This is a genomic window from Rhizobium sp. WYCCWR 11128 (assembly GCF_013416305.1).
In the GTDB taxonomy this organism is placed as follows: Bacteria; Pseudomonadota; Alphaproteobacteria; order Rhizobiales; family Rhizobiaceae; genus Rhizobium; species Rhizobium indicum.
Map to the genome: position 1 here is coordinate 383,173 of NZ_JACCEZ010000002.1, position 26,681 is coordinate 409,853.

Consider the following 26,681-nt stretch of genomic DNA (forward strand, 5'->3'; position numbering starts at 1 on the left):
CCCGAGAAGAAATCCCCTTCTCCCCAGGGGAAGTCCCCTTCTCCCCTGGCGGGAAAAAGGGGAGATCTATCTCAATAGAGGAAGCCGATGACGTCGCGCACTTGTTGCATCGTCACCTCGGCGCGGGCCCTTGCGCGTTCGCCGCCCTTGCGCAGGATAGCGTCGATATGGCTGGTATCGTCCATCAGCCGGCGCATTTCGCCGGTGATCGGCGCCAGCACGTTGATTGCCAGGTCGACCAGCGCCGGCTTGAAGACGGAGAATTGCTGGCCGCCGAATTCGGCAAGCACGTCCGCCTTCGATTTGTCGGCGAGTGCGGCATAGATCGCCACCAGATTGTCGGCTTCCGGACGGCCCTGCAACCCGTCGATCTCGCTCGGCAAGCCGTCCGGATCGGTCTTGGCCTTGCGGATCTTCTTCGAGATCGCGTCCTCATCGTCCATCAGGTTGATGCGCGAGAGATCGGAGGGGTCCGACTTCGACATTTTCTTGGTGCCGTCGCGCAGCGACATGACGCGCGGCGCCGGCCCGCCGATCAGCGGCTCGACCATCGGGAAATAGGCATGCACCGGCTCGTTGCCGACGGTGATGTCGACGCCGTAACCGGTCCTGCTGATATGCTCGGCATAGTCGAGGTTGAACTTCATCGCGATGTCGCGGGCAAGCTCCAGATGCTGCTTCTGGTCCTCACCAACAGGCACATGGGTCGCGCGATAGACGAGAATGTCGGCGGCCATCAGGCTCGGATAGGCATAGAGCCCGAGCGAGGCCTGCTCGCGGTCCTTGCCGGCCTTGTCCTTGAACTGGGTCATCCGGTTCATCCAGCCGATGCGGGCGACGCAGTTGAAGATCCAGGCGAGTTCGGCATGCTGCGGCACGGCCGACTGATTGAAGACGATATGCTTTTCCGGATCGATGCCGGCGGCGATGAAGGCGGCGGCGATCGAGCGCGTCTGGCTCGGCATGTCCTCATGCACGAGTTGGGCGGTGAGCGCGTGCATGTCGACGACGCAGTAGATGCAGTCATTGCCTTCCTGCAGCGCCACAAACCGGCGGATCGCGCCGAGATAATTGCCGAGATGCAGATTGCCGGTCGGCTGCACACCGGAGAATACGAGTTTCTTGAATTCGCTCATGTCGTCCTCAATAGGCTGGTGGAGGGCCCACGCTGTCACAGTTTAAATTGCTGCAGAATGCAGCAGGGCTTTTCGCCCATGTTGTTAACGCCGCGGCTTATGCACGGGCAACCGGTCGCAATCAAGGGGTTCAGGCGGCCGTGTGCTGGATCAGATCGAAAGTGTTGCCGTAGGGATCCGCAAACACCGCCACCGTGCCGTAAACCTCGTGACGCGGCTCTTCCAGAAAACGCACGCCGGCTGCCAGCATCGCGCCATGGTCGCGGGCGAAATCGTCGGTCTTCAGAAAGAAGCCGACACGCCCGCCGGTCTGATTGCCGATGGCCGCGCGCTGCGTCTCGTCTGCCGCCTGCGCCAGCAGAAAGGCGGCTCCATCCCCACCCCTCGGCTTCACCACCACCCAGCGCTTGCCCTCCGGCTGCAACTCGTCCTGAAGGCAATCGAAACCGAGGCCATCGCAATAAAAAGCCTTGGCGCGGTCGTAGTCGTCGACCACGAGGGTGACGAGGAAAAGAGACTGGATCGTCATGGGTTGCCTCGCGTTTGAGATGTTTATTCCAGTTTTGGGCGGCAATTCCCGGATTTTAAGCCGAATTGATCAACCGCCTTACTCATAATTGAGTATAAAATTTCACAAAAAAGCTTTTTTTGAACCGAAAATCCTGCGCCTGGTGCCGGCGCCGTTGGGGTCGCTGGGATAGCCGATCGGAGCGACCATGCAGAACGCAATTTTGCTCGCCATGGCAGGCCTTTTCGCCTTTCAATCAGCAACGGGTGCCGTCGGTCAAGACATGAAAAGGCATGCCGTTCATCTTGCAAAACATCAGGCACGTCTCGCCTACACGGTCCAGACCGTCAGCGTTCGTGCCAGCTGCTTTCCGGGGCGCCTGCGAGCGATCCTGTCGCATATTGCTGCGAAGACCGGCCGACGCCCTGTGATAACCTCGGGCCACAGGCCGCATCCCCGCCGCCATGGGTCCCTGCATGGGAAATGTCTGGCGCCGATATCAGGATGCCCGGCCTGTCGGAGCGCACGATCATTGCTGCCGCAAGAAGCGCGCCGGGCATCGGCGGCATCGGCAGCTATTGCAACGGCATCATCCATGTCGACGTCGGACCGCAGCGACGATGGGTGGATTGCTGAGGAATCATCCGGTCCGCCTTTTCCCATTCCGGTTTAAGGATCGCCGATTCAGTGGCGGCGAAAAGACCTACCGCGACCACCTCTATTGGCCGCTCCGCGGCGTCACCGCCACCCGCAGGAGACGCATGAATAGTTTTGTATCGTCATCGAGGCTGGAACCATTCCATTGCGCGTGTTTGATCCCATCCATTGCAGCCATCATGATACTGGCCAGTTGAACAGGCGAGGCCTGCAGCGGTTCGAGATCAATTTCCCTGGTTGCCGCGGCGGCATTCAGCGTCTGTGTCAGCATCGTCGATAGCCGTGTCCGCGCGTCGAGCGTGATATCCGCAGCCAAGGCCATATTGGCGGCAAACAGTTCTTCTGCATCGGAACTGCCGCCAAAAGGGGCGATTAACTCCCGCTGAAACACCGCTATGGCCTTTTCCATGCGGTCAAAGGTGTTCCCCTGTCCTGCCAGGGCCGCTCCCACCTCATCCAGCGCGCGAATATGCGCTCGCATGGAACCGGCTCGGAAAAGCTCTTCCTTGCTGTTGAAGCTCAGATAGAGCGATGCTCGCGAAATTCCTGCGGCGCGCGCAATGTCGGCCATGGAAGTTTTTCGAAAGCCGAAACGCACGAACACCGGCAGGGCAGCATCCAGGATTTGGGTGATTTTCCGATCATTCTGCATCATTTGGACAGACTGGCATTTTGTGATCATTCTGTCAAAAGACGAGTAGACAAATAATGTATAGTTGTCTAAGTCGATGAAGGCGCATCGGTGCGCAGTCAGGAGATACCCATGAGTATCACGTCAGATAATTCTAATGGCGCCATCGTATTGGTGACCGGCATTGGCGGATTTCTCGCAGGCCACATTGCCTTGCAGTTGCTCAAGCAGGGGTATCGGGTCAGAGGAAGCCTGCGCAGCATCGGTACAAGCGCTGCGACGGTCGGTCTGCTTGGAGCGCACACTGACGGGCAACTGCAAAACCTCAGTCTGGTGCAGGCCGATCTTGATAGCGATGGCGGTTGGGCTGCGGCTGTCGAAGGATGCGACTATGTCATTCACACCGCATCGCCTTTCCCTCCGGGATATCCTGAAAATGAGAATGCACTGATCCAGACAGCCCGCGATGGTGCGTTGCGCGTGCTTCGCGAGGCGCATCGGGCACGGGTCAAACGTGTGGTTCTGACATCCTCTATAGCTGCCACCAACCATGGCGACGGGCAGGCGCCCTTTACCGAAGAGAATTGGACCGACCCGGAAAGCCCGCGGGCGACGCCCTATTACAAATCCAAGACGCTGACTGAGCAGGCCGCCTGGGCCTTTGCTCATGAAGTCGGGCTCGATCTGGCCGTGATCAATCCAAGCACGATCCTCGGGCCGTTGCTCGGGCCGAATTTCGGGACGTCTGTTGGATTGATCCACCATTTGAGGACGGGACGATTCAACGGTATCCCGCGCTTTGGCTTCTCCGTCGTGGATGTGCGCGATACCGCCGATGCCCACATTCGAGCGATGACCAATCCTGCTGCCGGCGGCCAACGGTTCATCATCGGTGGACGGTTTTTCTGGCTCAAGGACCTTGTGGCCATTCTTGCCCATTCCTTTCCCGACCATGCCTCCCGCCTGCCGTCCGGGGAAGTCCCTGATGAGATCGTTAGGGTCATGGCGCAATCCGACCCCAATGCGCGAACCATTGTTCATGAGCTCAATCGCGATCTCAGCGTCAGTGCGGCAAAAGCCCACTGCGTCCTCGGGTGGAGCTCACGCCCAGAAGAGGAATGCATCCGTGCCAGCGCCCAAAGCCTCATCGACTTGGGATTGGTGCCGGCCTAGCACGATGCGTAGATTCAAATAGCTTTTGCTTTCAATTGGAGAACGGACATGACAATCCCGACCGTCGACGCATCCTCGCCGGCCAGTAAGGCCAACCTTCTTCGCGAAACGGAGCGCGCGAGGCTGCGTGCCCTGGTCAACGCCGATATTGTTCGGGCACAACAGCTTCACGCTCCGGACTTCCAGCTGATAACGCCAATCGGTGCTACGCTTTCAAAGGAAGAATATCTCGGTGCGATCGCCTCCGGGCAGATCAAATACCTGATCTGGCGGCCCGCTGACATTGCCGTGCGCCTTTATGACGGGGTCGCCGTTCTTCGGTATCGTGCTCAGCTGGAGGTTGTCTTCGGTGGCCACAAAGTCGCTCTCAACGATTACTGGCACACTGACACTTATGAGCGGCATGACGAACGATGGATGGTTGTCTGGTCGCAAGCCACAGCCATAAAGTAGCCAGCGTCACGGTGGTTACGACCGGCCTCACCCGTCCTTTGCCGGCGCCGGCTTGCGGTTCAGATTGCGTCGGATCATGCCGAGATTTGCCCCGCCGACCAGGAAGGCGGCGGCGAAATAGATCAGCATGGCGATTGCAATCAGCAGCCCGAGGGTGCCGATCTTGGTGAGAAGCGGCGCGCCGGAAGCAAGCCACGGCGCCCAATATTGCTTGAGGAAGACGATGGCCGCACCCATGACGGCCGCGGCGACGATCAGCAGGGCGGTGCGCTTTGCCAGCGCCCATTCCCATGTCAGGTGGCCACGGCGCAAAAGCGTGGCAAACAGCAGCACGGTGCTGATCCAGCCGGCGGTGGCTTCGGCAACCGCGATGCCGGGCGCGCCCATATAGGGGAAGAGCGTCAGCGCCGTGGCGCAGTTGGTCGCAACCGCAATGGCCGAAAAACGCATCGGCGTCTTGGTGTCCTCGCGGGCATAGAAACCGGGCTGCAGCGCCTTGATCAGCACAAAGGCCGGCAGGCCGATGCCGTAAATCGCCAGGATCGAGCCGACGACGGCGGTGTTTTCGTGATGGAAGGCGCCGCGCTCGTAGAGCACGCGGATGATCTCGTCAGAGAGGATCCAGAGCGCGAAGGCGGCGGGGATCGTCAGGAACAGCACGAATTCGATCGAGCGGTTCTGCAGGTTTCCGGCCTCGCGCAGGTTGCCGCCCTTCAGCGCCCGGGCAAGTTCCGGCAGAAGCACCACGCCGACGGCGACGCCGACGACGCCGAGCGGCAGCTGATAGATGCGGTCGGCATATTGCAGTGCTGCGATCGCCCCGTCGCGCGACGACGCAATCGCCTGGCCGATCAGCTGGTTGATCTGGGTGATGCCGCCGGTCACCGCAGCCGGCACCGCCAGGATCAGCAGCCGCTTGACATTCGGCGTCATCTTCGGGAAACGGAAGCCGATGCTCATGCCGGCCGCAAGCACGCCGACATAGACGACGGCGAGTTGCAGGACGCCGGCGGCAAGAACGCCCCAGGAGAGATACCAGGCGGTCGCCAGGGGATCGGCGCCGGTGTAAAGCGCATAAAACAGCGCCCCGATCATCACCACGTTGAGGAAGACGGGCGCGATGGCGGCGGCGAAGAAATGATGCAGCGAATTCAGCATGCCGCTCATCATCGCCGTCAGCGACATGCACATCAGATAGGGAAACATCACGGCCGCCATGCGGATGGTGATTGAGAATTTTTCGGGATCGTCGGCAAAGCCCGGCGCGATGACGAAGCGCACCAAGAGCGGCATGGCAAGCTCCATCACGATGGTGATGAGCAGCAGCACCGAAAACAGCACGCCGAAGACTTCTTCCGAAAAGCGCTTGGCGCCGTCCGTACCGTTCGCCTCGATCTCCTTGGCAAAGAGCGGCACGAAGGCGGCGTTGAAGGCGCCCTCGGCGAATAGCCGGCGGAAGAGATTCGGAAAGCGGAAGGCGGCGTAGAAGACGTCGGCCATCGGTCCGGTGCCGAGGGCCGCAGCCATCAGCGTTTCGCGGGCGAAGCCGAAGATGCGGCTGCCGAGGGTGGCGCCGCCGACGGTCGCGAATTTCTTGACGAGGCTCATGCGTTTGGGCTCATGCGTTTGGGCTCATGCGTGGGGACTCATGCGTTCAAGCTCATGTGGGGGAACCGGCCTTCTTTTCGCTGGCGGGCGGGGTTCGGGCGGTGGCGGCCGGTGCGATGATGCCGGAGGGCATACGCTCGCGCAGCTCGTCTTCTTCCTCGGCCATGACGGCCTTCATCCGGGCGGTGATGTTGGCGCGCTTGCTGTCGCCTGATATTTTCTGGCCGACCAGATCGGTAACGTAGAAGGTGTCGATCACCTTCTCGCCGAAAGTGGTGATCCGGGCCGACTGGATGTCGAGCGACAGATCGGAAAGGACGGCGGTGATCTCCGACAGCAGCCCCGGCCGGTCGAGGCATTCGACTTCGATAACCGTGAACTTGTTCGACAGGCTGTTGGTGATGTTGACCGACGGCGGAATGACGAAGGCCTTGCTCTTCTTGCGGTTGCGCGCGCGCGTGGCGATGACCTCGGGCAGGCGCTTGCGGCCGGACAGCACGTCCTCGATCATCCGGCCGATCGTCGCGGCCCGGCGCAGTTCGTCGGCATCGTCGGTGAATTCGCGGCTGACATGGATGGTGTCGAGTGCCCGCCCGTCCGATGTCGTGAAGATCTGCGCGTCGACGATGTTGGCCCCGGCCGCAGCACAGGCACCGGCAATGACGGCGAGCAGCCGCGGATGGTCGGGCGACAGCACGGTGATCTCGGTGATTGCGTGGAAACTGTCGGTGCGCACCGTGGTGGCGAGCGCCTGGCCCGCCTTATCCGCCTGGCGGATGAAATCAGCGTGGCGGATCTGGTCTTCCAGCGGCACGGAGAGCAGGTAGGGCTGGTAGTGCAGCTTGGTATAGGTATTGCGGTCCTTCTGGCTCCAGTCGGCGAGTGCTGAATGCAGCGCCTCGGCGGCGGCATTGGCCCGCTCCTTGCGGGAGACCTCCGAAAAGCCGCCGGCAAGCAGCAGCTCGGTTTCGTAATAGAGCGTGCGCAGAAGCTGGCCCTTCCAGCCGTTCCACACACCCGGACCGACGGCGCGGATATCGCAGATCGTCAGGATCAACAGCATCTTCAGCCGGTCCAGCGACTGCACGCGGTCGGCGAAATCGGTGATCGTCTTGCGGTCGGTGAGGTCGCGGGTCTGCGCCACCATCGACATGGTCAGATGTTCTTCGATCAGCCAGACGACGATTTCCGTCTGCTTCTGCGACAGGCCGAAGCGGGCGCAGAGCTTGCGGGCGACGCGGGCGCCGGCGATCGAATGATCCTCCTGGCGGCCTTTGGCGATGTCGTGGAGGAGAACGGCGACATAAAGCGCCTCGCGGTCCTCGATGCCGGGCATCAGCTTGTTGGCGAGCGGATGCAGATCCTCGGCGCGGCCCTTGTCGATCTCGGAGAGAATGTCGACGGTGCGGATCAGATGTTCGTCGACCGTATAGTGGTGGTACATGTTGAACTGCATCATCGCGACGATCTTGCCGAATTCGGGGATGAAGCGGCCGAGCACGCCGGCCTCGTTCATCCGGCGCAGGATGAGCGCCGGATCCCGCTTCGACGTCAGGATCGACATGAACAGCCGGTTGGCCTCGTCGTTTTCCCGCAGGCTGTTATCGATCAAGGCAAGGGAACGGGTAACGCGTTTCAGCGCGTCCGGATGGAATTCCAGCCCGTTGATGTCGGCGACGTGGAAGAGCCGGATGATGTTGACCGGATCACGCTTGAAGACGTCAGGGTCGGCCAGCGCAATGCGGCCGCGGTCTTCAACGAATTCGACGCTGCCGGCGATCTTGCGGTTGCGATGGGTGAAGCGGCTGATGACGCCGGTGAGGCCGGGGATCGACTTCGCCTGCTGGTCTTCAAGTGCGGCACAGAGGATGCGCGTGAGATCGCCGACATCCTTCGCGACAAGGAAATAGTGCTTCATGAAGCGCTCGACGGCCGAAAGGCCCGGGCGGGTGTGATAGCCGAAGGCTTCGGCGATCTCGCGCTGGATATCGAAGGACAGGCGCTCCTCGGCCTTGCCGGTCAGGAAGTGCATATGGCAGCGCACTGCCCAGAGAAAATCGTCGGCTTTCTCGAGCAGGCGGTATTCGTGCTTGGAGAGCACGCCGAGCTTGACCAGCTCCGCCTGGTCGCGCACGTGATAATAATATTTCGAGATCCAGAACAGCGTATGCAGGTCGCGAAGCCCGCCCTTGCCTTCCTTGACGTTCGGTTCGACGAGATAACGCGTGTCGCCCGCCTTGCGGTGGCGCTCGTCGCGCTCGGCAAGCTTGGCGGCGATGAATTCGGGACCGGTGCCGGTGACGATCTCCTTGTCGAAGCGGGTCTCGAGCTCGGTCTCCAGCCGCTGCAGGCCGCAGATATAGCGCATCTCCAGGATGGCGGTGCGGATCGTCATGTCGGACTTGGAAAGCGCAATGCATTCCTCCACCGTGCGGGTGGCGTGACCGACCTTGAAGCCCATATCCCAGAGCACGTAGAGCATGAATTCGACCGCCTTGTGCGTCTCTTCCGCCGGCCTCGGCAGGAAGAGGAACAGCAGGTCGATATCCGAGCCCGGCGCCAGCGTGTCGCGGCCGTAGCCGCCGACGGCGGTGACCGCGAACTTGTCCTTCTGCTGCGGAAAGATATGGGCGGTGGCGAAATTGTAGAGGACGGTGGTGATCTGGTCCTGCAGCCAGGAAATCCGGTAGGCGCAATTGAGCCCGCCGCCGTCGGCCATCAGTGCCTCGCGCGCCTTCTGCCGGCCTTCGGTGCTCGCCTTCTTCAGCACCGCCAGAAGATCGGCGCGCAGGACGTCTGGCCGGTTCCGGTTGGCCTCGGCAACGGCGTCACACTGCTTCTGCAAGAGCTCGACGTCGAGGATATTGGAGAAATCGAGGTCGCGCATCGCTGTCGCCGGGGCGGTTTCCTGTTCATGCCGGACTGCCGGTTCACGGCCTGCCGCTTGTTTCGTCTGCATGCGCTATAGCCCCTTTGCCCGGCGATTGACACGGGCTTTCATACTGCAAGAACCTTTAAATTTGGCGAAATGGTGTTGGTTCGCCGCATGAGACGAGAGCGCTTGACGCAAGGCGCCGGCTTTCCCGGAATCCTCAGCCGGCGGCCCGCGCATTCAGCAAATGCAGCACCTGCCGTGTCTCGCGCATGATCTCCTCGAGCGCCTGCCTGTCGCATTCGCGATAGCCGGCCTTGGCGATCGAGGTTCCGAGTTCCGAGATCACAGCGCAGCAGCGGGTGATTTTCAGCATGCCGATCGGCGAAGTCCAGCCGCGGGCATTGCGGTCCTTATCGGCGCGCCGCATCGTGTCGAGCATGGAACAGATGAGCGAGAGGCGCTCGGTTTCGCGAACCAGTTTTTCCATGAACATGGCACGCCGCTCCTATTTCAGCTTTTTCTTGAGGTCGTAAAGCGCATCCATTGCCTCGCGCGGCGTCATGTCGTCAAGGCTCATCGCCTTCAGCGCCTCCTCGACCTTGGAGGCCCCGCGGGCGGTTTCCTCGCGGCGCACCGCCACCTGGAAAAGCGGCAGGTCGTCGATCAGCTGGCTCGCCGGGTTCTTGCGGTCGGCATCTTCCAGGCGGGTGAGCACGTCGCGGGCGCGCGCCACGACCGAGGCCGGAAGCCCGGCAAGGCGCGCGACCTGGATGCCGTAGGAGCGGTCCGCCGCACCCGGCCCGACCTCGTGCAGGAAAATGACGTCGCCGTCCCATTCCTTGACGCGCATCGTCGCGTTCGACAGCCGGCCAAGCTTTTCCGAAAGCACGGTCAGCTCGTGGAAATGCGTGGCGAAGAGGCCGCGGCAGCGATTGGCCTCATGCAGGTGCTCGACGGCGGCCCAGGCGATCGATAGACCGTCGAACGTGGCGGTGCCGCGACCGATCTCGTCGAGGATGACGAGGGAACGGTCGCTTGCCTGGTTGAGGATCGCCGCCGTTTCCACCATCTCGACCATGAAGGTCGAGCGCCCGCGCGCCAGGTCGTCTGAGGCGCCCACGCGCGAGAAAAGCCGGTCGACGATGCCGATATGGGCCGATGTCGCCGGCACGAAGGAGCCCATCTGCGCCAGGATTGATATCAGCGCGTTCTGGCGCAGGAAGGTCGACTTGCCGCCCATGTTCGGGCCGGTCAGCAGCCAGATCGCGCCGTCCCGGTCGCCGGTCCTCGGCGAGAGATCGCAATGATTGGCGACGAAGGGGCCGCCCGCCTGCCGCCGCAGCGCCTGCTCGACGACCGGATGGCGTCCGCCCTCGATGGCAAACATCTTCGAACCGTCGACCTGCGGGCGGCAATAGGCCTGCTCCTCGGCGAGAAGCGCCAGGCCTGCGGCGACGTCGATGACCGCGAGCGCCCGGGCGCCCGACTTGATCGCCTCGGCTTGCGCAACGACGGCGGCCGTCATCCTGTCGAAGGCTTCGAGTTCGATGGTCAGCGCCTGGTCGGCGGCATTGGCGATGCGGCTTTCGAGGTCGGCAAGTTCGGTCGTGGTGAAGCGCATGGCGTTCGCCATCGTCTGGCGGTGGATGAAGCGGGCCTTCGCGTCCGCGGTCTCCGTCATCGGCGAGGCATTGCCGGCGGTCACTTCGATGAAATAACCGAGGACGTTATTGTGCTTGATCTTCAGCGACCGGATGCCGGTCTCCTCGGCATATTGCAATTGCAGGCCGGCGATGACGCGACGCGACTGGTCGCGCAGTGCCCGGACCTCGTCGAGCTCGGCGTTGGCGCCGTCGCGCAGGAAGCCGCCATCGCGTTTCAACAGCGGCAATTCGTCGGCAAGCGTGTCGGCAAGCAGCTTTTCCAGGGCCGCGGGAAGGGCCTGCAGCCCTGACAGCGCCTGGCCGAGCTCTTCGGGCAGCATCGCCTTGCTGAGCATGGCCGCAACTCCGCCGGCCGCTTCAAGGCCCTGGCGAATCGCCCAGAGATCGCGCGGGCCGCCGCGGTCGAGCGCCAGGCGCGACAGGGCGCGCGGCATGTCGGGCACATGTTTCAGCGTGTCGCGCAGATTGCCGCAGAGCAGGGGTTCGTCGATCAGGAAGCCGATCGAATCGAGCCGCGCATTGATGCGGGCGGGGTCGGTCAGCGGCGACATCAGCCGCTCGGCAAGGAGCCTGGCGCCGCCGCCGGTGACGGTGCGGTCGATCGCCTTCAAGAGCGAACCATTGCGATCGCCGGAAAGCGTGCGGGCAAGTTCGAGATTGGCGCGGGTGGCGGGATCGATGAACAGCGTCGAGGCTGCACTTTCCCGTTCCGGCTTTCCAAGCGGCGGCCGCTCGGCAATCTGCGTCTTCTCGACATAGGCGACGGCGGGGGGCCGCCCCCCCCCGCCAGCTCGGCGCGTGAGAAGGTGCCGAAGCCGTCGAGCGTCGCGACGCCGAAATACCGGGCGATCCGGCCTTCGGCGCTGGCGCTGTCGAAGAGCACGGAAGGCTGCGGCACGGCAGTGCGGCCGAGCACGTCGAAGACCGGTTTGAGTTCGGGATCGTGGAAGATCGTGTCGGGCAGGATAAGCTCGCGCGGATCGATGCGCAGGATATCGGCAAGCAGCCGCGAGGCTTCGGTCTCGGCAAGCCGGAAGACGCCGGTGGAAATATCGATCCAGGCAAGCGCCAGCAAGGCCTCGCCGCTGGCGCGAATGCGGGTCAGCGCCATCAGATAGTTGGATTCCGAGGGCGAAAGCAGCTTTTCCTCGGTGATCGTGCCTGGAGTGACGAGGCGGACGACGTCACGCTTGACGACGGATTTCGCGCCGCGTTTCTTCGCTTCGGCCGGATCTTCGATCTGCTCGCAGACGGCAACGCGGAAGCCGAGTGAAATCAACTTCTGCAGATAATCGTCGGCCGCATGCACCGGAACGCCGCACATCGGGATATCCTGGCCCATATGCTGGCCGCGCTTGGTCAGCGTGATGCCGAGCGCGCGTGAGGCTTCCAGCGCATCCTCGAAGAACAGCTCGTAGAAATCGCCCATGCGATAGAACAGAAGCGAACCCGGATTGTTCGCCTTGATCTCGATAAATTGCTCCATCATCGGCGTCGCCGAGGCACGGCTTTCCGCCGTGGCGAGCTCGGCAGCCGAAAAGGCTTCATTCCCTGTGTCTATTCGTGCGTTCACGGAGGTGGAGTTTTTCCCAAAAAAACAGGTGCCAACCCTATCCGCGCGCCGCTATAGATGACAACAGCATTTGAGGAAGAGCAAAGCGTCGCCCACAGGACGTTGGAGGATTTATGCCCGATATCGATAAGAAGGACCGGCCGGTGACCTCGGTTACCGACCAGGAGGCGCTCGATTTTCACGCAATGGGCCGGCCCGGCAAGCTGGAAATCAACCCGACCAAGCCGATGGCGACGCAACGCGACCTCTCGCTTGCCTATTCGCCGGGTGTTGCCGTGCCCGTCAAGGCGATCGCCGCCGATCCGCAGACGGCCTATGATTATACGGCGCGCGGCAATATGGTTGCCGTCATTTCCAACGGCACGGCGATCCTCGGCCTCGGCAATCTCGGCGCGCTGGCGTCCAAGCCCGTCATGGAAGGCAAGGCGGTGCTATTCAAGCGCTTTGCCGATGTCGATTCCATCGACCTCGAGATCGATACGGAAAATGTCGACGAGTTCATCAATTGCGTGCGCTTCCTCGGTCCTTCCTTCGGCGGCATCAACCTCGAGGACATCAAGGCGCCGGATTGTTTCGTCATCGAAAGCCGGTTGCGCGAGCTGATGGACATTCCGGTGTTCCATGACGACCAGCATGGAACGGCGATCATCGCCGCCGCCGGCCTGATCAACGCGCTGGAGCTGACCGGCCGCGACCTGAAGACGACGAAGCTCGTCTGCAACGGCGCGGGTGCTGCGGCGATCGCCTGCGTCGAACTCATCAAGGCGATGGGTTTTGCGCCTGAGAACGTCATCCTCTGCGATACCAAGGGCGTCATCTACCAGGGCCGCACCGAGGGCATGAACCAGTGGAAATCGGCGCATGCGGCAAAGACCGACACGCGAACGCTGGAAGAGGCGATGAAAGGCGCGGACGTCGTTTTTGGCCTGTCGCAGCAGGGCGCGTTTTCGGCCAAGATGATCCGCTCGATGGCGGAGCGGCCGATCATCTTCGCCATGGCCAATCCCGATCCCGAGATCACGCCGGAAGAGGTGGCCCGCATCCGCGACGACGCCATTATGGCGACCGGTCGCTCGGACTATCCGAACCAGGTCAACAACGTCCTCGGCTTTCCCTATATCTTCCGCGGCGCTCTCGATGTGCGAGCCTCCACAATCAACGACGCGATGAAGATTGCCGCCGTCAAGGCGCTGGCAAACCTTGCCCGCGAGGACGTGCCGGATGACGTGGTTGCCGCCTATCAGGGCAACCGGCCGCGTTTCGGCTCGCAATACATCATCCCCGTTCCCTTCGATCCCAGGCTGATCTCGGCGATCCCGGTCGCGGTCGCGCAAGCCGCGATCGAAAGCGGCGTCGCCCGCAAGGTCATCACCGACATGGCCGGTTATGCCCGCGAGCTTTCGGCGCGCCGCGATCCGATCGCCTCGACGCTCGCCAGCCTTTACGAGCGCGTCCGCCGCCGTCCGAAGCGCATCGTCTTTGCCGAGGCCGAGGAAGAACAGGTCCTGCGTGCGGCGATGTCCTACGCCAACCAGCAGCTCGGCACCGCCATCCTGCTCGGCCGCGAGGACCTGATCCGGGCGACGGCGGAACGTGCCGGCATCGATCTCAACCGGCCGGGCCTCGAAATCGTCAATGCCCGGCTTTCGACCCGGGTCGAGGCCTATATCGACTATCTCTATGCCCGGCTGCAGCGGCACGGTTATCTCCACCGCGACGCCCAGCGGCTGATCCATAACGACCGCAACCACTTCGCCGCCACCATGGTGGCGCTCGGCGACGCCGACGGCATGGTGACGGGCATCACCCGAAACTATTCGACGGCGCTCGAAGATGTGCGCCGCTGCATCGACGAGAAGCCAGGCCACCGCGTCATCGGCGTGTCGCTGGCGCTCTGCCGCGGCCGCACGGTCTTCGTTGCCGATACCGCGGTGCACGACATGCCGACGGCCGAGCAACTTGCCGATATCGCTGAGGAAGCTGCCGGTCTCGCGCGGCGCATGGGTTATCCGCCGCGTGTCGCCATGCTGGCCTATTCCACCTTCGGCCATCCTTCGGGCGAACGCTCCGAGCGGGTGCGCGAGGCGGTAAAGATCCTCGACAAGCGCCGCGTCGATTTCGAATATGACGGCGAGATGGCCGCCGACGTCGCTCTGAACCGCAAGGTGATGGAGCAATATCCCTTCTGCCGCCTCTCCGGGCCGGCCAACGTCCTCGTCATGCCGGCTTTCCACTCGGCCTCGATCTCGACCAAGATGCTGCAGGAACTCGGCGGCTCCACGGTGATCGGCCCGATCCTCGTCGGCCTCGACAAGCCGGTGCAGATCACTTCGATGGGCGCCAAGGACAGCGACATCGTCAACATGGCGGCGATCGCCGCCTACGGCGGTTCGTAAACTCCTCCGGGGCGACATTTTGAAACGGCATTTTGTGCCCGGCCGACCGTGCGTCGGCCGGGCACCGGTTTTTGTGGATTATCCTTACCCGGCTTCTCATAAGCGGCGGTTTAGGCTAAACTGCTGATAATGAAGTGATTCAGCGTCCTTATTGTTTCTTGCGAAATCGGCATCCATAAACTAAGTTGATTGAACTAAGTTTATGGATGCCGAAGCGAGATGCGAATCATCAACATCCATGAGGCAAAGACTCATCTGTCGCGGCTCGTCGAAAACGCGGCGAACGGTGAGGTCTTCGTGATCGCCAAGGCCGGCAAGCCGCTGGTCAAGGTGGTGCCGCTCGATGCCGGCGGTGCGCAGCAGATCCGGCGTGTCGGTTTCCTGAAGGGGCGGATCTCCGTGCCGGATGATTTCGACAGCATGGATCTGCAGGACGTCGCAAGGTTTTCAGAGCCGCGATGAAGCTCCTTCTCGACACGCTGCTGCTGATCTGGCTTGCGGAGGATTCGCCGAAACTGCCGGCCGTGGCAAGGGAGCTGGTCGCCGATCCGCTCAACCAGCTGTTCTTCAGTCCCGCAAGCTTTGGCGAACTCAGCGCCAAGCACGCCGTCGGCCGCGACGATTTCAATCTCGATCCGCCGCTCTTCTACCGTGCCCTCATCGACAACGATTATAGCGAATTGCCGATCACCGTCATGCATACGCTGGCGGTGGATCGGTTGCCGGCGATCCACGCCGACCCCTTCGATCGGATCCTCGTCGCACAGTCGATCGTCGAAGGCATCCAACTGCTGACGACGGATGAGACCGTCGCGCTCTATCCCGGTTCGATCCGGCTCTTCCGTTAGCGCCCGTCCAGTCCGGCCGGAAGGCGCGGCGCTAGCTGGCGAAGGCGATCAGGTTGCCGTCGAGGTCGCGAACAATGAAGGTCTGGGCACCCCATGGCTCGATTCTCAAGCCCTGATGGAGCGGAACTTCAGCTCTCGCATATTCCAGGAACAGTGCTTTGGCGTCGTCAAGCGTGATGGTCGCCGAAAGCGCGTCTTCCTCATGAAGCCGGAAATCCGGATGGAGAAAAGGCATGTCGACTGAGCGAAGATTGAGCCGCGCCGCACCCCGGAAGACCTGAGCATAGAAGGCGGGCTCGCCATAGGTGAAGGCAAGCTCAAAGCCGAGCTTGCCGATATAGAAATCGCAGGAGCTGCCGATATCCCGGACGAAGAGTTGCGGTTGCGCGTCGATGAATGTCGGTGTCGAAGCTTTCGATTGTTGAGGCGTGTTCATCAAGGTCAGTCCCTGTTTCAGCGCCGTCCAGCTTTCGAAACCTTCCTTTGCCGCAACGAGCTCCTGCGCATCGGCGAGCTTGAACGCGCAGTCGAGAATCTGCCGATCGTTCAGGCCGCTGTAACGGGGGAGCCACCGCCGGATTTCGGCGGCGACAGGATGATACCTGTTCTGATGCCAACGTTTATAGAGCTTGGCTCTCTTGCGGAGGTTTTCGAAATTCGACATGGCGCATGGTTGAGATGTGTGGGCGGGCATAGCCCAGCCGGCACAATGCCGATGCGCCCCACGGAAAACGCGATGTCAGGATGAAGGGATGGCGGGGGATCGTCAAGCCTTACAGCGCCGCGCGTTTTTTCAGACGCGCAAAAGGACGCTGCAACACTTTGAATTGCCGACGATCCTCGGCGTTTAGCTCGCGAAGCGGCCGGCGTCGGCGCCGTAATAATTCAGATAACGGTCCGAAATGCTGGAGATCGGCAGCACGATCAGCACGTCGGTCGTGTTGAAGGCATGATCGACGACCGCGTGGGAGCCGACCATCGCACCGAGGCGCAGATAGCCCTTGATCAGCGGCGGCAGGGCCATCAGCGCCCGCTTCGGGTTGATGGCTTCGACCGGCATCAGGTCCATGTTGCGGGCCAGATGCGGCAGGGCGCCGACGGCCCATTCGTTCTTCGCCAGCACATTGTGGTAGAGGAAGGACAGCGCCAGCGCGTGGCTTTCGAGGTAGACGCCAGGGAAAGAGGCGCAGCCGAACATGGCGCTGACGCCGTGCTTCAGCGCGTAGGCCCAGTTGCCCTGCCACAAGAGCTCGACGGTGCGCTTGGTGCGGTATTCCGGCAGCACGCAGGAGCGGCCGAGCTCCATGAAACGCTTGTCCGGATGTTTGGCGATGAGGCCCTCGATTTCGAATTCGGAAGCCGAGTAAAAACCGCCATTGGCGATAGCGACATCCTGACGCAGCAGACGATAGGTGCCGACGATCTGGTCTTCCGGGTCGCCCTCGATCGAGCGGTCGAGAACGAGAAGATGATCGCAGACGGCGTCATAGGCGTCGACATCGCGCTGCCGGCGCATGGCGTCCAGCGGCAGCTGCGCCTTCATTTCGTCGACGAAGACGCGGTAGCGCACGGCCTGGGCGGCATCGATCTCGCGTGCCGTGCGGGCAAGGCGGGTCTCCAGATTGCCGATGCGGCCGAGGATATCGCCGTCCTTCTGCACGGCAGCCGTCGAGGGCCGTGCAGCCTCCGCCGTGGTGTCACGATTCAGGATGTCGATGGCGGACATGACGATTCTCCCGTTGCCGGCTTATCGACGCCATAAAACACTTCTCTACGACAGGAAAGTGACATTTTGAATTTCCAGGCGCAAGAAGCGTGCCGGTTTCTGAGGCGCTCACCGTGCCTCTGCCCGCCGGGCCGAGAGGGCGGCGACCGCCTGAACTTCGGTCAGCAGCCGCACCGGATCGACCGGCTTTATCATGACGCGGTTGGCGCCGTTGAGCAAGACTTGGCGGCGCGATTCGTCGCTCTTGTCGGCAGTCAGCACGATCACCGGCATCGAGGCGAGATCGAGCCGCCGCTCGTGGCCGCGCAGGCGTCCCAGCATGTCGATGCCGTTGCCGCCGGGCATCGAGAGGTCGCTGATGATGATATCGGGCCGATCATTCGCCTCGCAGAGCGCGTAGTCGAGCAGGGTCTCGAAATCCTCGACATGGCGCACCTTATGTCCGCCCTTTTCCAGAACGACACGCACCAGCATGGCATTGATCGGATCGTCTTCGCCGAGCAGGATGCTGAGCCCGCTGGCGGCAACCAGCGTCTCAGCCACCGAAAGGCCGAAGCCCGGCTGGTTGTCGTTCAGCGCGTCGCGTTTCTCCATGCCGCGCATGCGCCCGCGCAGCACGTCGATCAGCGACTGTTCGCGCAGCGGCCGGATCAGCCAGGCATCGAAGAGGTCGAGCGGATGGGCGCTGCGCTCTTCCGGATTGACGAGCAGCACCTTGCGCAGGCCAAGTGCGGCGATTTCGGTGCGATCGGCAAGATGGGCAGAAAATTCCGCCGACATGCGATGGTCGATGATGATGTCGGTCGGCCGCCGTCCGCCCTTTGCCAGCTCGAGCAGTGTTGCCCGCGCCGTCTCGCCGTCGCCGACGAGATGGCAGAGGCCGCCGAGCGCAGTGATCGTTTCGGCGATGGCAGTGCGCGCCGCACCTGCCGGCGCCAGCAGCACGACGCTGTTGCCGGCAAGCAGCGTGTTTCGCCGGTCTGGGCGCTCGCTGGCGATATCGACAGGGAAGCGGATGGTGAATTCGCTGCCTCTGCCCTTTTCGCTGGCAACCGTCAGCGCGCCGTTGAATTCGCGCATGATGCGGGCGGAGATGGCAAGGCCGAGCCCGGTCCCGCTGCTCTTGTCGGCAACGCTCCCGCCCTGCTCGAACTCGCCGAAGACGCGCGCCTGCTCCTCCGCCGTCATGCCGGGACCGCTGTCGGTCACGGTGATCGAGAGGTCGTCGCCGTCGAGCGACACGCGGATGAAGACGCCGCCGACCTGGGTGAACTTCACGGCGTTGCCGATAACGTTGAACAGAACCTGGCGCAGCCGCGCCGGGTCGAAGCTCATATTTTCGGGCACGTCGGATGACACGGTGGCGCCGATCTCGATACCCTTTTCATGCGCCCGATGGGCGAGCATCTCGACGACGCTTTCGAGAAGCTTGCGCAGCGATTCCGAGCGCGGGTGCAGCGCGAAGCGGCCGACCTCGATGGTGGAGAAATCGAGCAGATCCTCGACGAGCTGCGTCAATGCATGACCGGACTGGCGGATGCTCGCAAGATAGTTCTGCTGTTCCTGCGTCAGCCGTGTCTCGGCGATCAGATGCGTCATGCCGAGGATGCCGGAAAGCGGCGTGCGCACCTCGTGGCTGACGGTGGCAAGCAACCTCGATTTGGCGGCGCTGTTATATTCGGCCTTCTGGCGGGCCTCCTCGCGGCCCTGCGCGATCAGCCGCTCATCGGTCACGTCGCGGGCAACGCTCTGCAGCAGCAGACGGCCGTTCGCCGGGTCGCGGGTGACGACATCGCGCCAGAGGAAGATGCGCTGGCCCTCCGGCGTCGAAATCTCGACATCGTAGCAATGCGGTATCGGACCGGGGCGGAAAGCAAGCCCGATCTCCTCGCAGCTGCGTCCTTCCGGACGCAACCGTCCGGTCAGGCGGCGAAAAGTGTCGTTGGCGGAAATGATGCGCCGGTCCATGGTGCGGCTGACCGTGATGTCGCCGAGCACGTCGTGCACGTCGGCGAACAGCTTTGCGCCGGCGTTCCAATCCGGCATGGGTAGACCGGGACGCTGCCCGGCCCTGCGCGAGCGAACCATCAGCAGGGCATAACTGGCGATGACGGCAAGGCCAAGAACGACGAGACCACCCGAAAGCAGCAGCGGATCGCCGGCATGAGCAAGCAGCATCAGGATCGTTGCGGCAAGAAGGCCGGCGCCGCCCAGCCAGTAGAACAGCAGGCGCCGTGTCGGTGCAGGCCCGCCCTGGCGGTCATCGGCGCCCCGGGGTGCGGCTGCATTGGGCCGTGAGGAAAAGGCCTCCATCCGCTTCTCAAGCGGCTTGGCGGGGGGTCCACCGAAGGCGGCGGACAATCTTTCCTGCAACTGTCCCAGGTTCTGCATGCTATCTAGCTAACATGAGGCCCGTTCCGAATGCCTTCAGGATTTCGATAAGATTTTAGCGGCCGGCCTTTTTCGGCAACAGCAGCTCGTCGAGAATGACGCAGCCGGCCCCGATAGTGATGAAACTGTCGGCGAGATTGAAGACCGCGAAGGACCAGCTCTCGGTGTAGAAAAGAATGTAATCGATCACATGCCCATAGGCGAAGCGGTCGACGAGATTGCCGATCGCGCCGGCGATGATCAACGCATAACCGAGATGGGCGATCCAGCGATCCTTCGCCGTGCGGTACCACAGCCAGATGACGAAGGCGACGATGACGAGCCGCATGCCGACGATGAACCAGCCGTCCATGCCTGATAGCATCGAAAAGGCGACGCCGAGATTGTAGGTGCGGTAGAGCGCCAGCATCGGAATGACCGGCACAACCTCCTGCAGCGGCAGGTAGTGATCGACGGCGATCTTGACGACCTGGTCGATGAGAACGGCGACGACGATGAAGAAGAGGATCGGTGCCGGCCGCGAAAACAGCGCCGGGCGTGCATGCGTCTGTTCGGTCATTTGCCCTCGGCAAGTGAGAGGAGATGGCGGCGTGCCTCGAAAAGCATGACGGCGGTGGCGACGGCGAGGTTCAGTGAATCGGCGCGGCCCTGCTGCGGAATACGGGCAAGCGCGTCGGCCTCCCTGGTGAGCTGCTCCGGCAGGCCGGATTGTTCGTTGCCCATCAACAGCACGACGGGCTTTTTCCGGTAGTCGATCGTCCGGTAATCGACCGCCCCGGCAAGATGTGTCGCGACGACGGAAACGCCGGCCGATTTCCGCCAGGCGATGAATTCCTCAGGCGTCGCGCGCGCGACCGGAACGGCAAAGACCGAGCCCATGGTGGCCCGCACCGTTTCGAGAGAGAAGGGATCGGTCGTTTCTCCGAGAAGAATGATGCCGGAAGCCCCGGCTGCATCGGCCGTGCGGATGATGGTGCCGAGATTGCCGGGGTCGCGCACCCGGTCGAGCGCCACCCATGTCTCGCCCTCGCTCAGTCGGATACTCTTGAGCGGCGTCCAGCGCTGCTCGAAGATGCCGACGACCATCTGCGGATTGTCGCGGCGGGTGATCGAGGCGATCACCTTTTCGCTGACCTCGAGCACCAGCCCACCCGAGGCGACGGTCCTTGCCGCCATCTGCTCGACCAGCGGCTTGCCCTTGGCAGCCTTGGCATAGACCAGCGTGCGGATTGCCCAGCCGAGTTCGATCGCGTCGATGACGAGCTTCAGTCCTTCGGCCAGGAAAGTACCGCTTTCCTCGCGCGACTTCTTGTTCGTCAGCGCCTTGATGTCCTTGATGATCGGATTGGCGAGTGAAGTGACTTCCTTCACCTGTCCGACCCTGCGCGGTCCCTGATCGTGGAAGTCCTTGCTCATTTCGGCACCCAGCGGGAAAAGAGGGAGGTGGAAAGCGCGCGGCCCTGCGTCTTGCCGTCGGTGCCGGCTTCGCGAATCACCAGCTCGCCGGATTCGACCACACCGCCGGCGCCCCGCATCGTCTCGCGCATCAATTCGTGAATCGAATAGAAGCTGGCGCGGATCGAATAGGCCGTCAGCACCAGGCCCACTGCCTTCGGCGACAGGATCTCGCGGCAGACATCGAGCATCAACGGCAGATGCTCGAAAAGATGCCAGACTTCGCCATTGGGGCCGCGGCCGAATTTCGGCGGATCTGTAAGGATGATATCGTACTGGCTGCCGCGGCGTTCCTCGCGCAGGATGAATTTCATCGCATCCTCGCAGATCCAGCGGATCGGCAGCTTCTCCATGCGCCCGAGCGCCTGGTTTTCCCGCGCCCAGCCAATCGCCTTCTTCGAGGCGTCGACATGGGTGACCTCGGCGCCGGCTGCGGCGGCAACCAGCGAGGCGACGCCGGTATAACCGAAGAGGTTCAGCACCTTCAGCGGCCGGCCGGCCTTTTCGACCTGATCCTTCATCCAGCTCCAGTGGACGATCTGTTCGGGGAAGACGCCGACATGGCGGAAGGAGGTGAAGCGGCCGAGGAAATCGACGCCGAGCAGGTTGAGCGGCCAGGTCTCGCCGAGCGCCTCCTTCGGGAAACGCCAGCGGCCGGTGCCTTCCTCGTCGGTGTCGCCGGTGAAGGCAGCATCGACCTTTTCCCAGATATGGGCGGGCAGAGAAGGCCGCCACAGCGCCTGGGCTTCCGGGCGGATGATGCGATAAGGGCCGTATTGCTCGAGCTTTTCGCCGTTGCCGCTGTCGATCAGATGGAAGTCACCGGCCCCGAGCGATTCGAGGATGACGGGCACGCGCTCGGTCGGACGCTCGCCGCTGCGTGTCATCAGAGGACGCACGACGGCGGCAGGCACGGCAGCCTCGCGCACTGCCTCACGGGTTGCCGCGGGCCGCGCGACCGGCTTCGGCGGCCGGCCTGCCCGATCGTCCCTGCGGCTTTCACCGGAAGGACCTGATGTTTTCTTCTGGCCCGGCCGGCCTTCTCTCTGTTTCAACGTGCTCTTCCGCGTCTCTGTCGGGGTGTCTTATCGGCTTTGCGTCGGCTGCAGGCCCACGCGTCTTTTGAAACGCGCAAAGCACACTGCGGCACTTTGAATATGCAGTAGCGCAGAAAAGCGGGGCGGATCAACTGCGCTGCCGGCCAAGCCCGGGCAAGGGGAGGGCTTTCCCGGCGCGGCGCCTATTTCAAGCCCTCGGAGGCCTGTGTGCGAAGCCAGCTTTCCGCCGCATAGAGGGCTGCCACATGCATAGACTGCATGATGACGGCGCCGGACTGCAGCTCGCCGAGGATGGCAGCAAGATCCGCAAACAGCAGCTCGACCTTCTCGCCGGGGTCGAAAGACGGTTCGCCGGCCCGGTTCAGGCCAAGCGCCAGCCAGCTCGTCACCATATTGCTCTGACTGGCGGCATTCGGATAGGAGGTGAGCAGCTTGACGAAGCTCGAGGCTTCATAGCCGGTCTCTTCCCGGAGTTCGCGCTGGGCCGCCGCCATCGCCGCATCGCCGGTCTTGCTGTCGCCGGGTTCGAGGCTGCCGGCGACCAGACCGAGCACGATCTCGCCGCGGCCGTGCCGATATTCCCGTGTCAGCAGCACGCGCCCGTCAGGCATCACGGGGATGACGTTGATCCAGTCGGGATAGTCGAGCACATGGAAGGGCGCGACGACGGTTCCATCGGCGGTGATGCAATCGTCGCTCCGCACCCGGATCCAGCGATCCTCATAGGTGATGCGGCTTGCCGTCACGCTCCAGGGCTTCAGTTCGTCGTTCATCGGCCCATCCCCTATGTGTGTCAGATCGGAACCCGGCAGATAACATTCCGTGCCGCCTTGGCAAAGCGCTTTCCCGCTGGGATAAGATGAGCGAATCGAAGATGGGGCCATCGAATGGATTTCACCGGCGAAGAACGCATCGCCGCGCCGCGGGATATCGTCTGGGCAGCACTCAACGATCCCGAGATCATGCGCGGCTGCATTCCGGGCTGCCAGAGCATCGAGCGGCTGTCGCCTGATGTCTTCGAGGCGACGATCAAGGTCAAGTTCAGCCTGCTGTCTGCCACCTTCCATGGGCTGCTGACGCTTTCCAATGTCGACGCACCGGAGAGCTATACGCTATCGGCCGAAGGCAAGGGCGGTCTTGCCGGCTTCGCCAGGGGCAGCGCCGACATCGTGCTTGAGGAAAGAGGCGCCGAGACGATCCTGCACTACCGGTCGAAGGCCGAACTCGGCGGCAGGCTCGCCCAGCTCGGCGCCCGCCTGCTCGATTCGACCTCGCAGAAGCTCGCCGAAGGGTTCTTTTCGGATTTCAATGCCGCCGTCGTCGCGAGGATGGCGGCCGGTTAGGCTTGGCGAGGGCCGGGGGGTGTTTAAATCGACGTCATGACGTGGACCATCAGGCCGCCGCGGGCGGAAGATCAGGAAGTGCTTGCGGAGATTTACCTTTCCGTGCGCCGCGAAACATTCGTCTGGGTCGATCCGGGCAAATTCCATCACGAGGATTTCGCCGCCCATACCAATGGCGAGACGGTCGTCGTCTGCGCGCATGAAAGCGGCAGCGTCGCCGGCTTCCTGTCGCTTTGGCCGGAGGACGATTTCATCCACATGCTCTACCTAAAACCGGAATTCCAGGGTCAGGGTGCAGGCACGGCGCTGCTGCACGCCCTGCCGGAATGGCCGCAACACCGGTATCGGCTGAAATGCCTGGTGAAGAACCGGAGGGCAAAGGCGTTCTACCTCGCCCACGGTTTCCACGTGACCGGCAACGGCGCCTCGCCGGAGGGCGATTATGAGGAACTGAGCTTTTTTCCGGCTTGACGGCCGCCGAATCCGAGCCAATCGAATATTGACCAGTTTTACCGCGCCGGCAGCTGCCCGGCGATTTCTTCTGCGCGGTTCTTGTGGCGGTCGGCCTCGCTTTGCCAGCGGATGGCTTCCTTCGCCTCGGTGCGGGCGCGCTTGCGGTGTTTGCCCTGGCTGAACCAGGTGGCGGCCGCCCCGATCAGCATGCCCACGATCAGCGCGACGACCAGGAAGACGAAGAAGGGCGCGGAAACCGCAAGCACCTGGTCTTCTGGCCGGAACGGATTGAAGGCGAGCGTGACGCTCTGCCGGTTGGCGACGCAGAAGACGATGAGGATGACGCCGAGCGGCAGCAAAATCAACAGGTTGACGATCTTCTTGGCCATTTGAGGTCTCCACGCGGCAGATTGCACCGGTCTTTTTGAAGGGCGCGTTTCATGCTTGCAGCGCTATGTGTCCTTGATGGGACACGCAAAGCACGATGAGTTACCAGAATAGGAAAACGGCCCTCGAGTTCAAGTGCGGTTTCGCCGCAGGCGGCGACGGCTCAATCCTCTTCGTCGGACTGGCCGGGATTAAGCCGCTCGCGCAGCTCCTTGCCGGTCTTGAAGAAGGGAACCCACTTCTCCTCGACGAAGACGGTATCGCCGGTCCGCGGGTTGCGGCCGGAGCGCGAAGGGCGGTTCTTGACCGAAAAGGCGCCAAAGCCGCGCAATTCGACTCGGTTACCCGCAGCCAGTGCATCCGTGATCTCGTCGAGAACCGCGTTGACGATATTTTCGACGTCGCGATGATAGAGATGCGGGTTGCGTGCCGCAACGATCTGCACCAATTCGGACTTGATCACTTTCGCCCCCTTAAATTATTGATTTCTTATCAATCGTGGCCAACCTGCCAAACTGAAAGCAGCCCGTCAAGAAGCAACTTTGGGGGCAGGATTCCATTGATATCCTGGGTTTTCATGAGATCATCATAACCGAAGATCGTAATCAACCGAGAAACAGCCCCAGCGAGCAGAAAGGGCGTATTGCTCTTCTTGTCCCAGTCCACCATCGGCAGATCGCTGTCGACGCCGCGCGATGTCAGATAGGCGCGGATCTCGGCCTCGCCGCCGATCGCATCGACGAGTTTCACCTTCAGCGCCTGGCGGCCGGTATAGATCGTGCCGTCGGCGAGTTTCAGCACCTCGTCGCGCGGCAGCTTGCGCCGGTCGGCGACCAGATCGACGAACCAGTTATAGCTGTCGACCACCATGTTGCGGATCATCGCCTTGGCTTCCTCGCTCGCCTCGTGGAAGGGCGAGGGCTCGGCCTTCAGCGGCGAGGACTTGATTTCCTGCAGCGAGACGCCGATCTTGTCGAGCAGCGGCTGGATCTGCGGATACTGGAAGATGACGCCGATCGAGCCGGTGATCGAGCTGTCGCCGGCAATGATCGTATCGCCGGCGGTGGCGATCATGTAGCCGGCGGAGGCGGCAAGCGTGCGCACGTCGGAGACGACAGGCTTCTTGGCAGATATCGCACGGATCGCCTTGAAGACTTTTTCGCCGCCATAGGTCGTGCCGCCGGGCGAGGAGATCGAAATCACCGCTGCCTTCACCTGGTCGCTGGTTTCGACCTTCTTCAACCGCTCGAGAAGCTCGTCGTCATCGACGATCAGCCCGGATATCGTCACATGGGCGATATGCGGGCGCTGCGTCCCGGCATCGCCGAGGGCGAAGCGGTAGAAGGCGAAACCAAGTGCCACGATGAGGGCCACCGCGATGAGGCGCCAGAAGCCCAGCTTGCGGCGCAGTCGCCGGCGATCCGCGATGATCGAACTGTCCATAGAAACCTCCAGCGCTGGCACCGGCCTCGGCATGCCGCCGATCGATCCGGTGAAATAGGGTGGCAGCGGCCCGTACGAATGCCACTTTTCAATGTTTTTCCGTTTTGTTGCTTGTTGCAGAAAAAATTCCATATTGGCAAGCCAATGTAATAATGCGAAACGAACTGTGATTGGCGGCCGGCTTTGTTATGAAGGCGCGGCGATCACCGCACATGGACGAGGCCTATGCTCGATACCCTGAAGAACAACGGACATGCCGCCTATTCAGGGTCCGGCAAGAATGCCTATGGCGATGCGTTGTTCCATTCTGCCCGCGTGCGGCGGTTGAAGATATTGCTGCCGGTGGCGGCCCTCATCGTCGCAGCGAGCCTTACCGCGGTGGCGTTGGTCAGCATCTATCTGCCCGAGAACATCAAGATGGAAGGCGCCAAGATCGAGAATGGCAAGGTCGTGATGGAAAAGCCGGCGATCTCGGGACGCAATTCCGACGGCATCAATTATTCGATGCTGGCCGAAAGGGCGCTGCAGGATATCCGCAATCCCGATCTCATCACCCTCGAGACCATCAAGGCCGCCGTGCCGATGAATGACGGCCTGATCGCCCGCGTCGTCGCCTCGACTGCCGATTACAACCGCGCCACCGACAACCTGCATATGACGGCCCCCTTCACCCTGGTGCTGAGCAGCGGCCTCAATGCGAATTTCCAGTCCGCGCAGCTCGACATCAAGGGCGGAAACATGCGCAGCGACGACCCCGTCACCATCACCAAGGACAATGCCTCCATTGTTGCGAAGACGCTTCAGATAACCGATAAGGGGCGGGTGATCACATTCGAGGGGAATGTTCGCATGAATGTCGATCCATCCACCATCCACAAACAGGGCACTTAACCAGCCGGGTCA

The 26,681-nt window shown here is 62.3% G+C and carries 24 protein-coding genes and 2 pseudogenes; 9 read left to right on the forward strand and 17 right to left on the reverse strand.

The window, feature by feature from the left end:
• Positions 1–71: 71 nt before the first annotated feature.
• Positions 72–1,136: a tryptophan--tRNA ligase gene (trpS, locus tag HX898_RS09545; RefSeq protein ID WP_017995867.1), complete on the reverse strand. Its 1,065-nt coding sequence runs from the start codon at positions 1,134–1,136 to the stop codon at positions 72–74.
• Between the two features lie 130 nt (positions 1,137–1,266).
• The gene (locus tag HX898_RS09550) at positions 1,267–1,665 is read right to left on the reverse strand and encodes a VOC family protein (protein ID WP_180194531.1); all 399 of its coding nucleotides are present in this window, start codon (positions 1,663–1,665) and stop codon (positions 1,267–1,269) included.
• Between the two features lie 187 nt (positions 1,666–1,852).
• Between HX898_RS09550 and HX898_RS09555 the strand changes: the two are divergent.
• A pseudogene (locus HX898_RS09555) lies at positions 1,853–2,280 on the forward strand (D-Ala-D-Ala carboxypeptidase family metallohydrolase).
• An 82-nt stretch (positions 2,281–2,362) separates the two neighbouring features.
• Here HX898_RS09555 and HX898_RS09560 read toward each other — a convergent pair.
• Positions 2,363–2,956, reverse strand: coding sequence for a TetR/AcrR family transcriptional regulator (locus HX898_RS09560; protein WP_246697178.1), 594 nt, complete (start codon positions 2,954–2,956; stop codon positions 2,363–2,365).
• Between the two features lie 108 nt (positions 2,957–3,064).
• Between HX898_RS09560 and HX898_RS09565 the strand changes: the two genes are divergently transcribed.
• Together HX898_RS09565 and HX898_RS09570 are read left to right on the forward strand one after the other, a co-directional pair.
• Positions 3,065–4,105: an aldehyde reductase gene (locus tag HX898_RS09565; RefSeq protein WP_180194533.1), complete on the forward strand. Its 1,041-nt coding sequence runs from the start codon at positions 3,065–3,067 to the stop codon at positions 4,103–4,105.
• Positions 4,106–4,153: 48 nt separating this feature from the next.
• Positions 4,154–4,558 (forward strand): nuclear transport factor 2 family protein, encoded by a 405-nt coding sequence (locus HX898_RS09570; RefSeq protein ID WP_138332300.1) that lies wholly within the window; start codon positions 4,154–4,156, stop codon positions 4,556–4,558.
• A gap of 27 nt (positions 4,559–4,585) precedes the next feature.
• On the opposite strand, the gene murJ is transcribed toward HX898_RS09570, so the two are convergent.
• From murJ to mutS, 4 genes and pseudogenes are all read right to left on the reverse strand, one after another.
• The gene (murJ, locus tag HX898_RS09575) at positions 4,586–6,166 is read right to left on the reverse strand and encodes a murein biosynthesis integral membrane protein MurJ (RefSeq protein ID WP_180194534.1); all 1,581 of its coding nucleotides are present in this window, start codon (positions 6,164–6,166) and stop codon (positions 4,586–4,588) included.
• Between the two features lie 52 nt (positions 6,167–6,218).
• Positions 6,219–9,125 carry a [protein-PII] uridylyltransferase gene (locus tag HX898_RS09580; protein ID WP_180194535.1) on the reverse strand — a complete coding sequence of 969 codons (2,907 nt, stop codon included), beginning with the start codon at positions 9,123–9,125 and terminating at the stop codon, positions 6,219–6,221.
• A 133-nt stretch (positions 9,126–9,258) separates the two neighbouring features.
• Positions 9,259–9,534, reverse strand: a complete 276-nt coding sequence (locus tag HX898_RS09585) for a hypothetical protein (protein ID WP_003544896.1) — start codon at positions 9,532–9,534, stop codon at positions 9,259–9,261.
• Between the two features lie 12 nt (positions 9,535–9,546).
• Positions 9,547–12,278 (reverse strand): annotated as a pseudogene (gene mutS / locus HX898_RS09590) (DNA mismatch repair protein MutS).
• Between the two features lie 113 nt (positions 12,279–12,391).
• Here mutS and HX898_RS09595 point away from each other — a divergent pair.
• From HX898_RS09595 to HX898_RS09605, 3 genes are all read left to right on the forward strand, one after another.
• Positions 12,392–14,674, forward strand: coding sequence for an NADP-dependent malic enzyme (locus HX898_RS09595; RefSeq protein ID WP_180194536.1), 2,283 nt, complete (start codon positions 12,392–12,394; stop codon positions 14,672–14,674).
• Between the two features lie 219 nt (positions 14,675–14,893).
• Complete coding sequence (locus HX898_RS09600; RefSeq protein ID WP_062943825.1) at positions 14,894–15,136, forward strand: type II toxin-antitoxin system prevent-host-death family antitoxin; 243 nt, start codon at positions 14,894–14,896, stop codon at positions 15,134–15,136.
• On the forward strand, positions 15,133–15,522 hold the full coding sequence (locus HX898_RS09605; protein ID WP_138332305.1) for a type II toxin-antitoxin system VapC family toxin: 390 nt from the start codon (positions 15,133–15,135) through the stop codon (positions 15,520–15,522). The genes HX898_RS09600 and HX898_RS09605 overlap by 4 nt, the downstream gene beginning before the upstream one ends.
• A 31-nt stretch (positions 15,523–15,553) precedes the next feature.
• Here the strand turns inward: HX898_RS09605 and HX898_RS09610 are convergent, their stop codons facing one another.
• From HX898_RS09610 to HX898_RS09640, 7 genes are all read right to left on the reverse strand, one after another.
• Complete coding sequence (locus HX898_RS09610) at positions 15,554–16,186, reverse strand: VOC family protein (protein WP_171599827.1); 633 nt, start codon at positions 16,184–16,186, stop codon at positions 15,554–15,556.
• A 183-nt stretch (positions 16,187–16,369) separates the two neighbouring features.
• Entirely contained in the window at positions 16,370–17,248 is an 879-nt protein-coding gene (locus HX898_RS09615) for a GNAT family N-acetyltransferase (protein WP_017958720.1), read from the reverse strand.
• Positions 17,249–17,356: 108 nt separating this feature from the next.
• On the reverse strand, positions 17,357–19,639 hold the full coding sequence (locus HX898_RS09620) for an ATP-binding protein (RefSeq protein WP_180194537.1): 2,283 nt from the start codon (positions 19,637–19,639) through the stop codon (positions 17,357–17,359).
• Between the two features lie 55 nt (positions 19,640–19,694).
• The gene (gene lspA / locus HX898_RS09625; RefSeq protein WP_138332308.1) at positions 19,695–20,198 is read right to left on the reverse strand and encodes a signal peptidase II; all 504 of its coding nucleotides are present in this window, start codon (positions 20,196–20,198) and stop codon (positions 19,695–19,697) included.
• Entirely contained in the window at positions 20,195–21,055 is an 861-nt protein-coding gene (locus HX898_RS09630) for an RNA methyltransferase (RefSeq protein ID WP_180194538.1), read from the reverse strand. The genes lspA and HX898_RS09630 overlap by 4 nt, the downstream gene beginning before the upstream one ends.
• Positions 21,052–22,149, reverse strand: coding sequence for a class I SAM-dependent methyltransferase (locus HX898_RS09635; RefSeq protein WP_138388337.1), 1,098 nt, complete (start codon positions 22,147–22,149; stop codon positions 21,052–21,054). The genes HX898_RS09630 and HX898_RS09635 overlap by 4 nt, the downstream gene beginning before the upstream one ends.
• A 185-nt stretch (positions 22,150–22,334) precedes the next feature.
• Positions 22,335–22,925, reverse strand: a complete 591-nt coding sequence (locus HX898_RS09640) for an NUDIX hydrolase (RefSeq protein WP_180194539.1) — start codon at positions 22,923–22,925, stop codon at positions 22,335–22,337.
• 114 nt (positions 22,926–23,039) lie between these two features.
• Here HX898_RS09640 and HX898_RS09645 point away from each other — a divergent pair, with 114 nt between their 5' ends.
• Positions 23,040–23,495, forward strand: coding sequence for a carbon monoxide dehydrogenase subunit G (locus HX898_RS09645; protein WP_180194540.1), 456 nt, complete (start codon positions 23,040–23,042; stop codon positions 23,493–23,495).
• Positions 23,496–23,531: 36 nt separating this feature from the next.
• A complete protein-coding gene (locus tag HX898_RS09650) occupies positions 23,532–23,966 on the forward strand; it encodes a GNAT family N-acetyltransferase (protein ID WP_180194541.1) in 435 nt (144 codons plus the stop codon).
• Positions 23,967–24,004: 38 nt separating this feature from the next.
• Here the strand turns inward: HX898_RS09650 and HX898_RS09655 are convergent, their stop codons facing one another.
• From HX898_RS09655 to sppA, 3 genes are all read right to left on the reverse strand, one after another.
• On the reverse strand, positions 24,005–24,337 hold the full coding sequence (locus HX898_RS09655) for a LapA family protein (RefSeq protein WP_180194542.1): 333 nt from the start codon (positions 24,335–24,337) through the stop codon (positions 24,005–24,007).
• Positions 24,338–24,498: 161 nt separating this feature from the next.
• Positions 24,499–24,798 carry an integration host factor subunit beta gene (locus HX898_RS09660; RefSeq protein WP_062943815.1) on the reverse strand — a complete coding sequence of 100 codons (300 nt, stop codon included), beginning with the start codon at positions 24,796–24,798 and terminating at the stop codon, positions 24,499–24,501.
• A 29-nt stretch (positions 24,799–24,827) separates the two neighbouring features.
• A complete protein-coding gene (gene sppA / locus HX898_RS09665) occupies positions 24,828–25,778 on the reverse strand; it encodes a signal peptide peptidase SppA (protein ID WP_003544935.1) in 951 nt (316 codons plus the stop codon).
• Between the two features lie 225 nt (positions 25,779–26,003).
• On the opposite strand from sppA, the gene lptC reads away from it, so the two are divergent.
• The gene (gene lptC / locus HX898_RS09670) at positions 26,004–26,669 is read left to right on the forward strand and encodes an LPS export ABC transporter periplasmic protein LptC (protein ID WP_012755803.1); all 666 of its coding nucleotides are present in this window, start codon (positions 26,004–26,006) and stop codon (positions 26,667–26,669) included.
• Positions 26,670–26,681 lie beyond the last annotated feature (12 nt).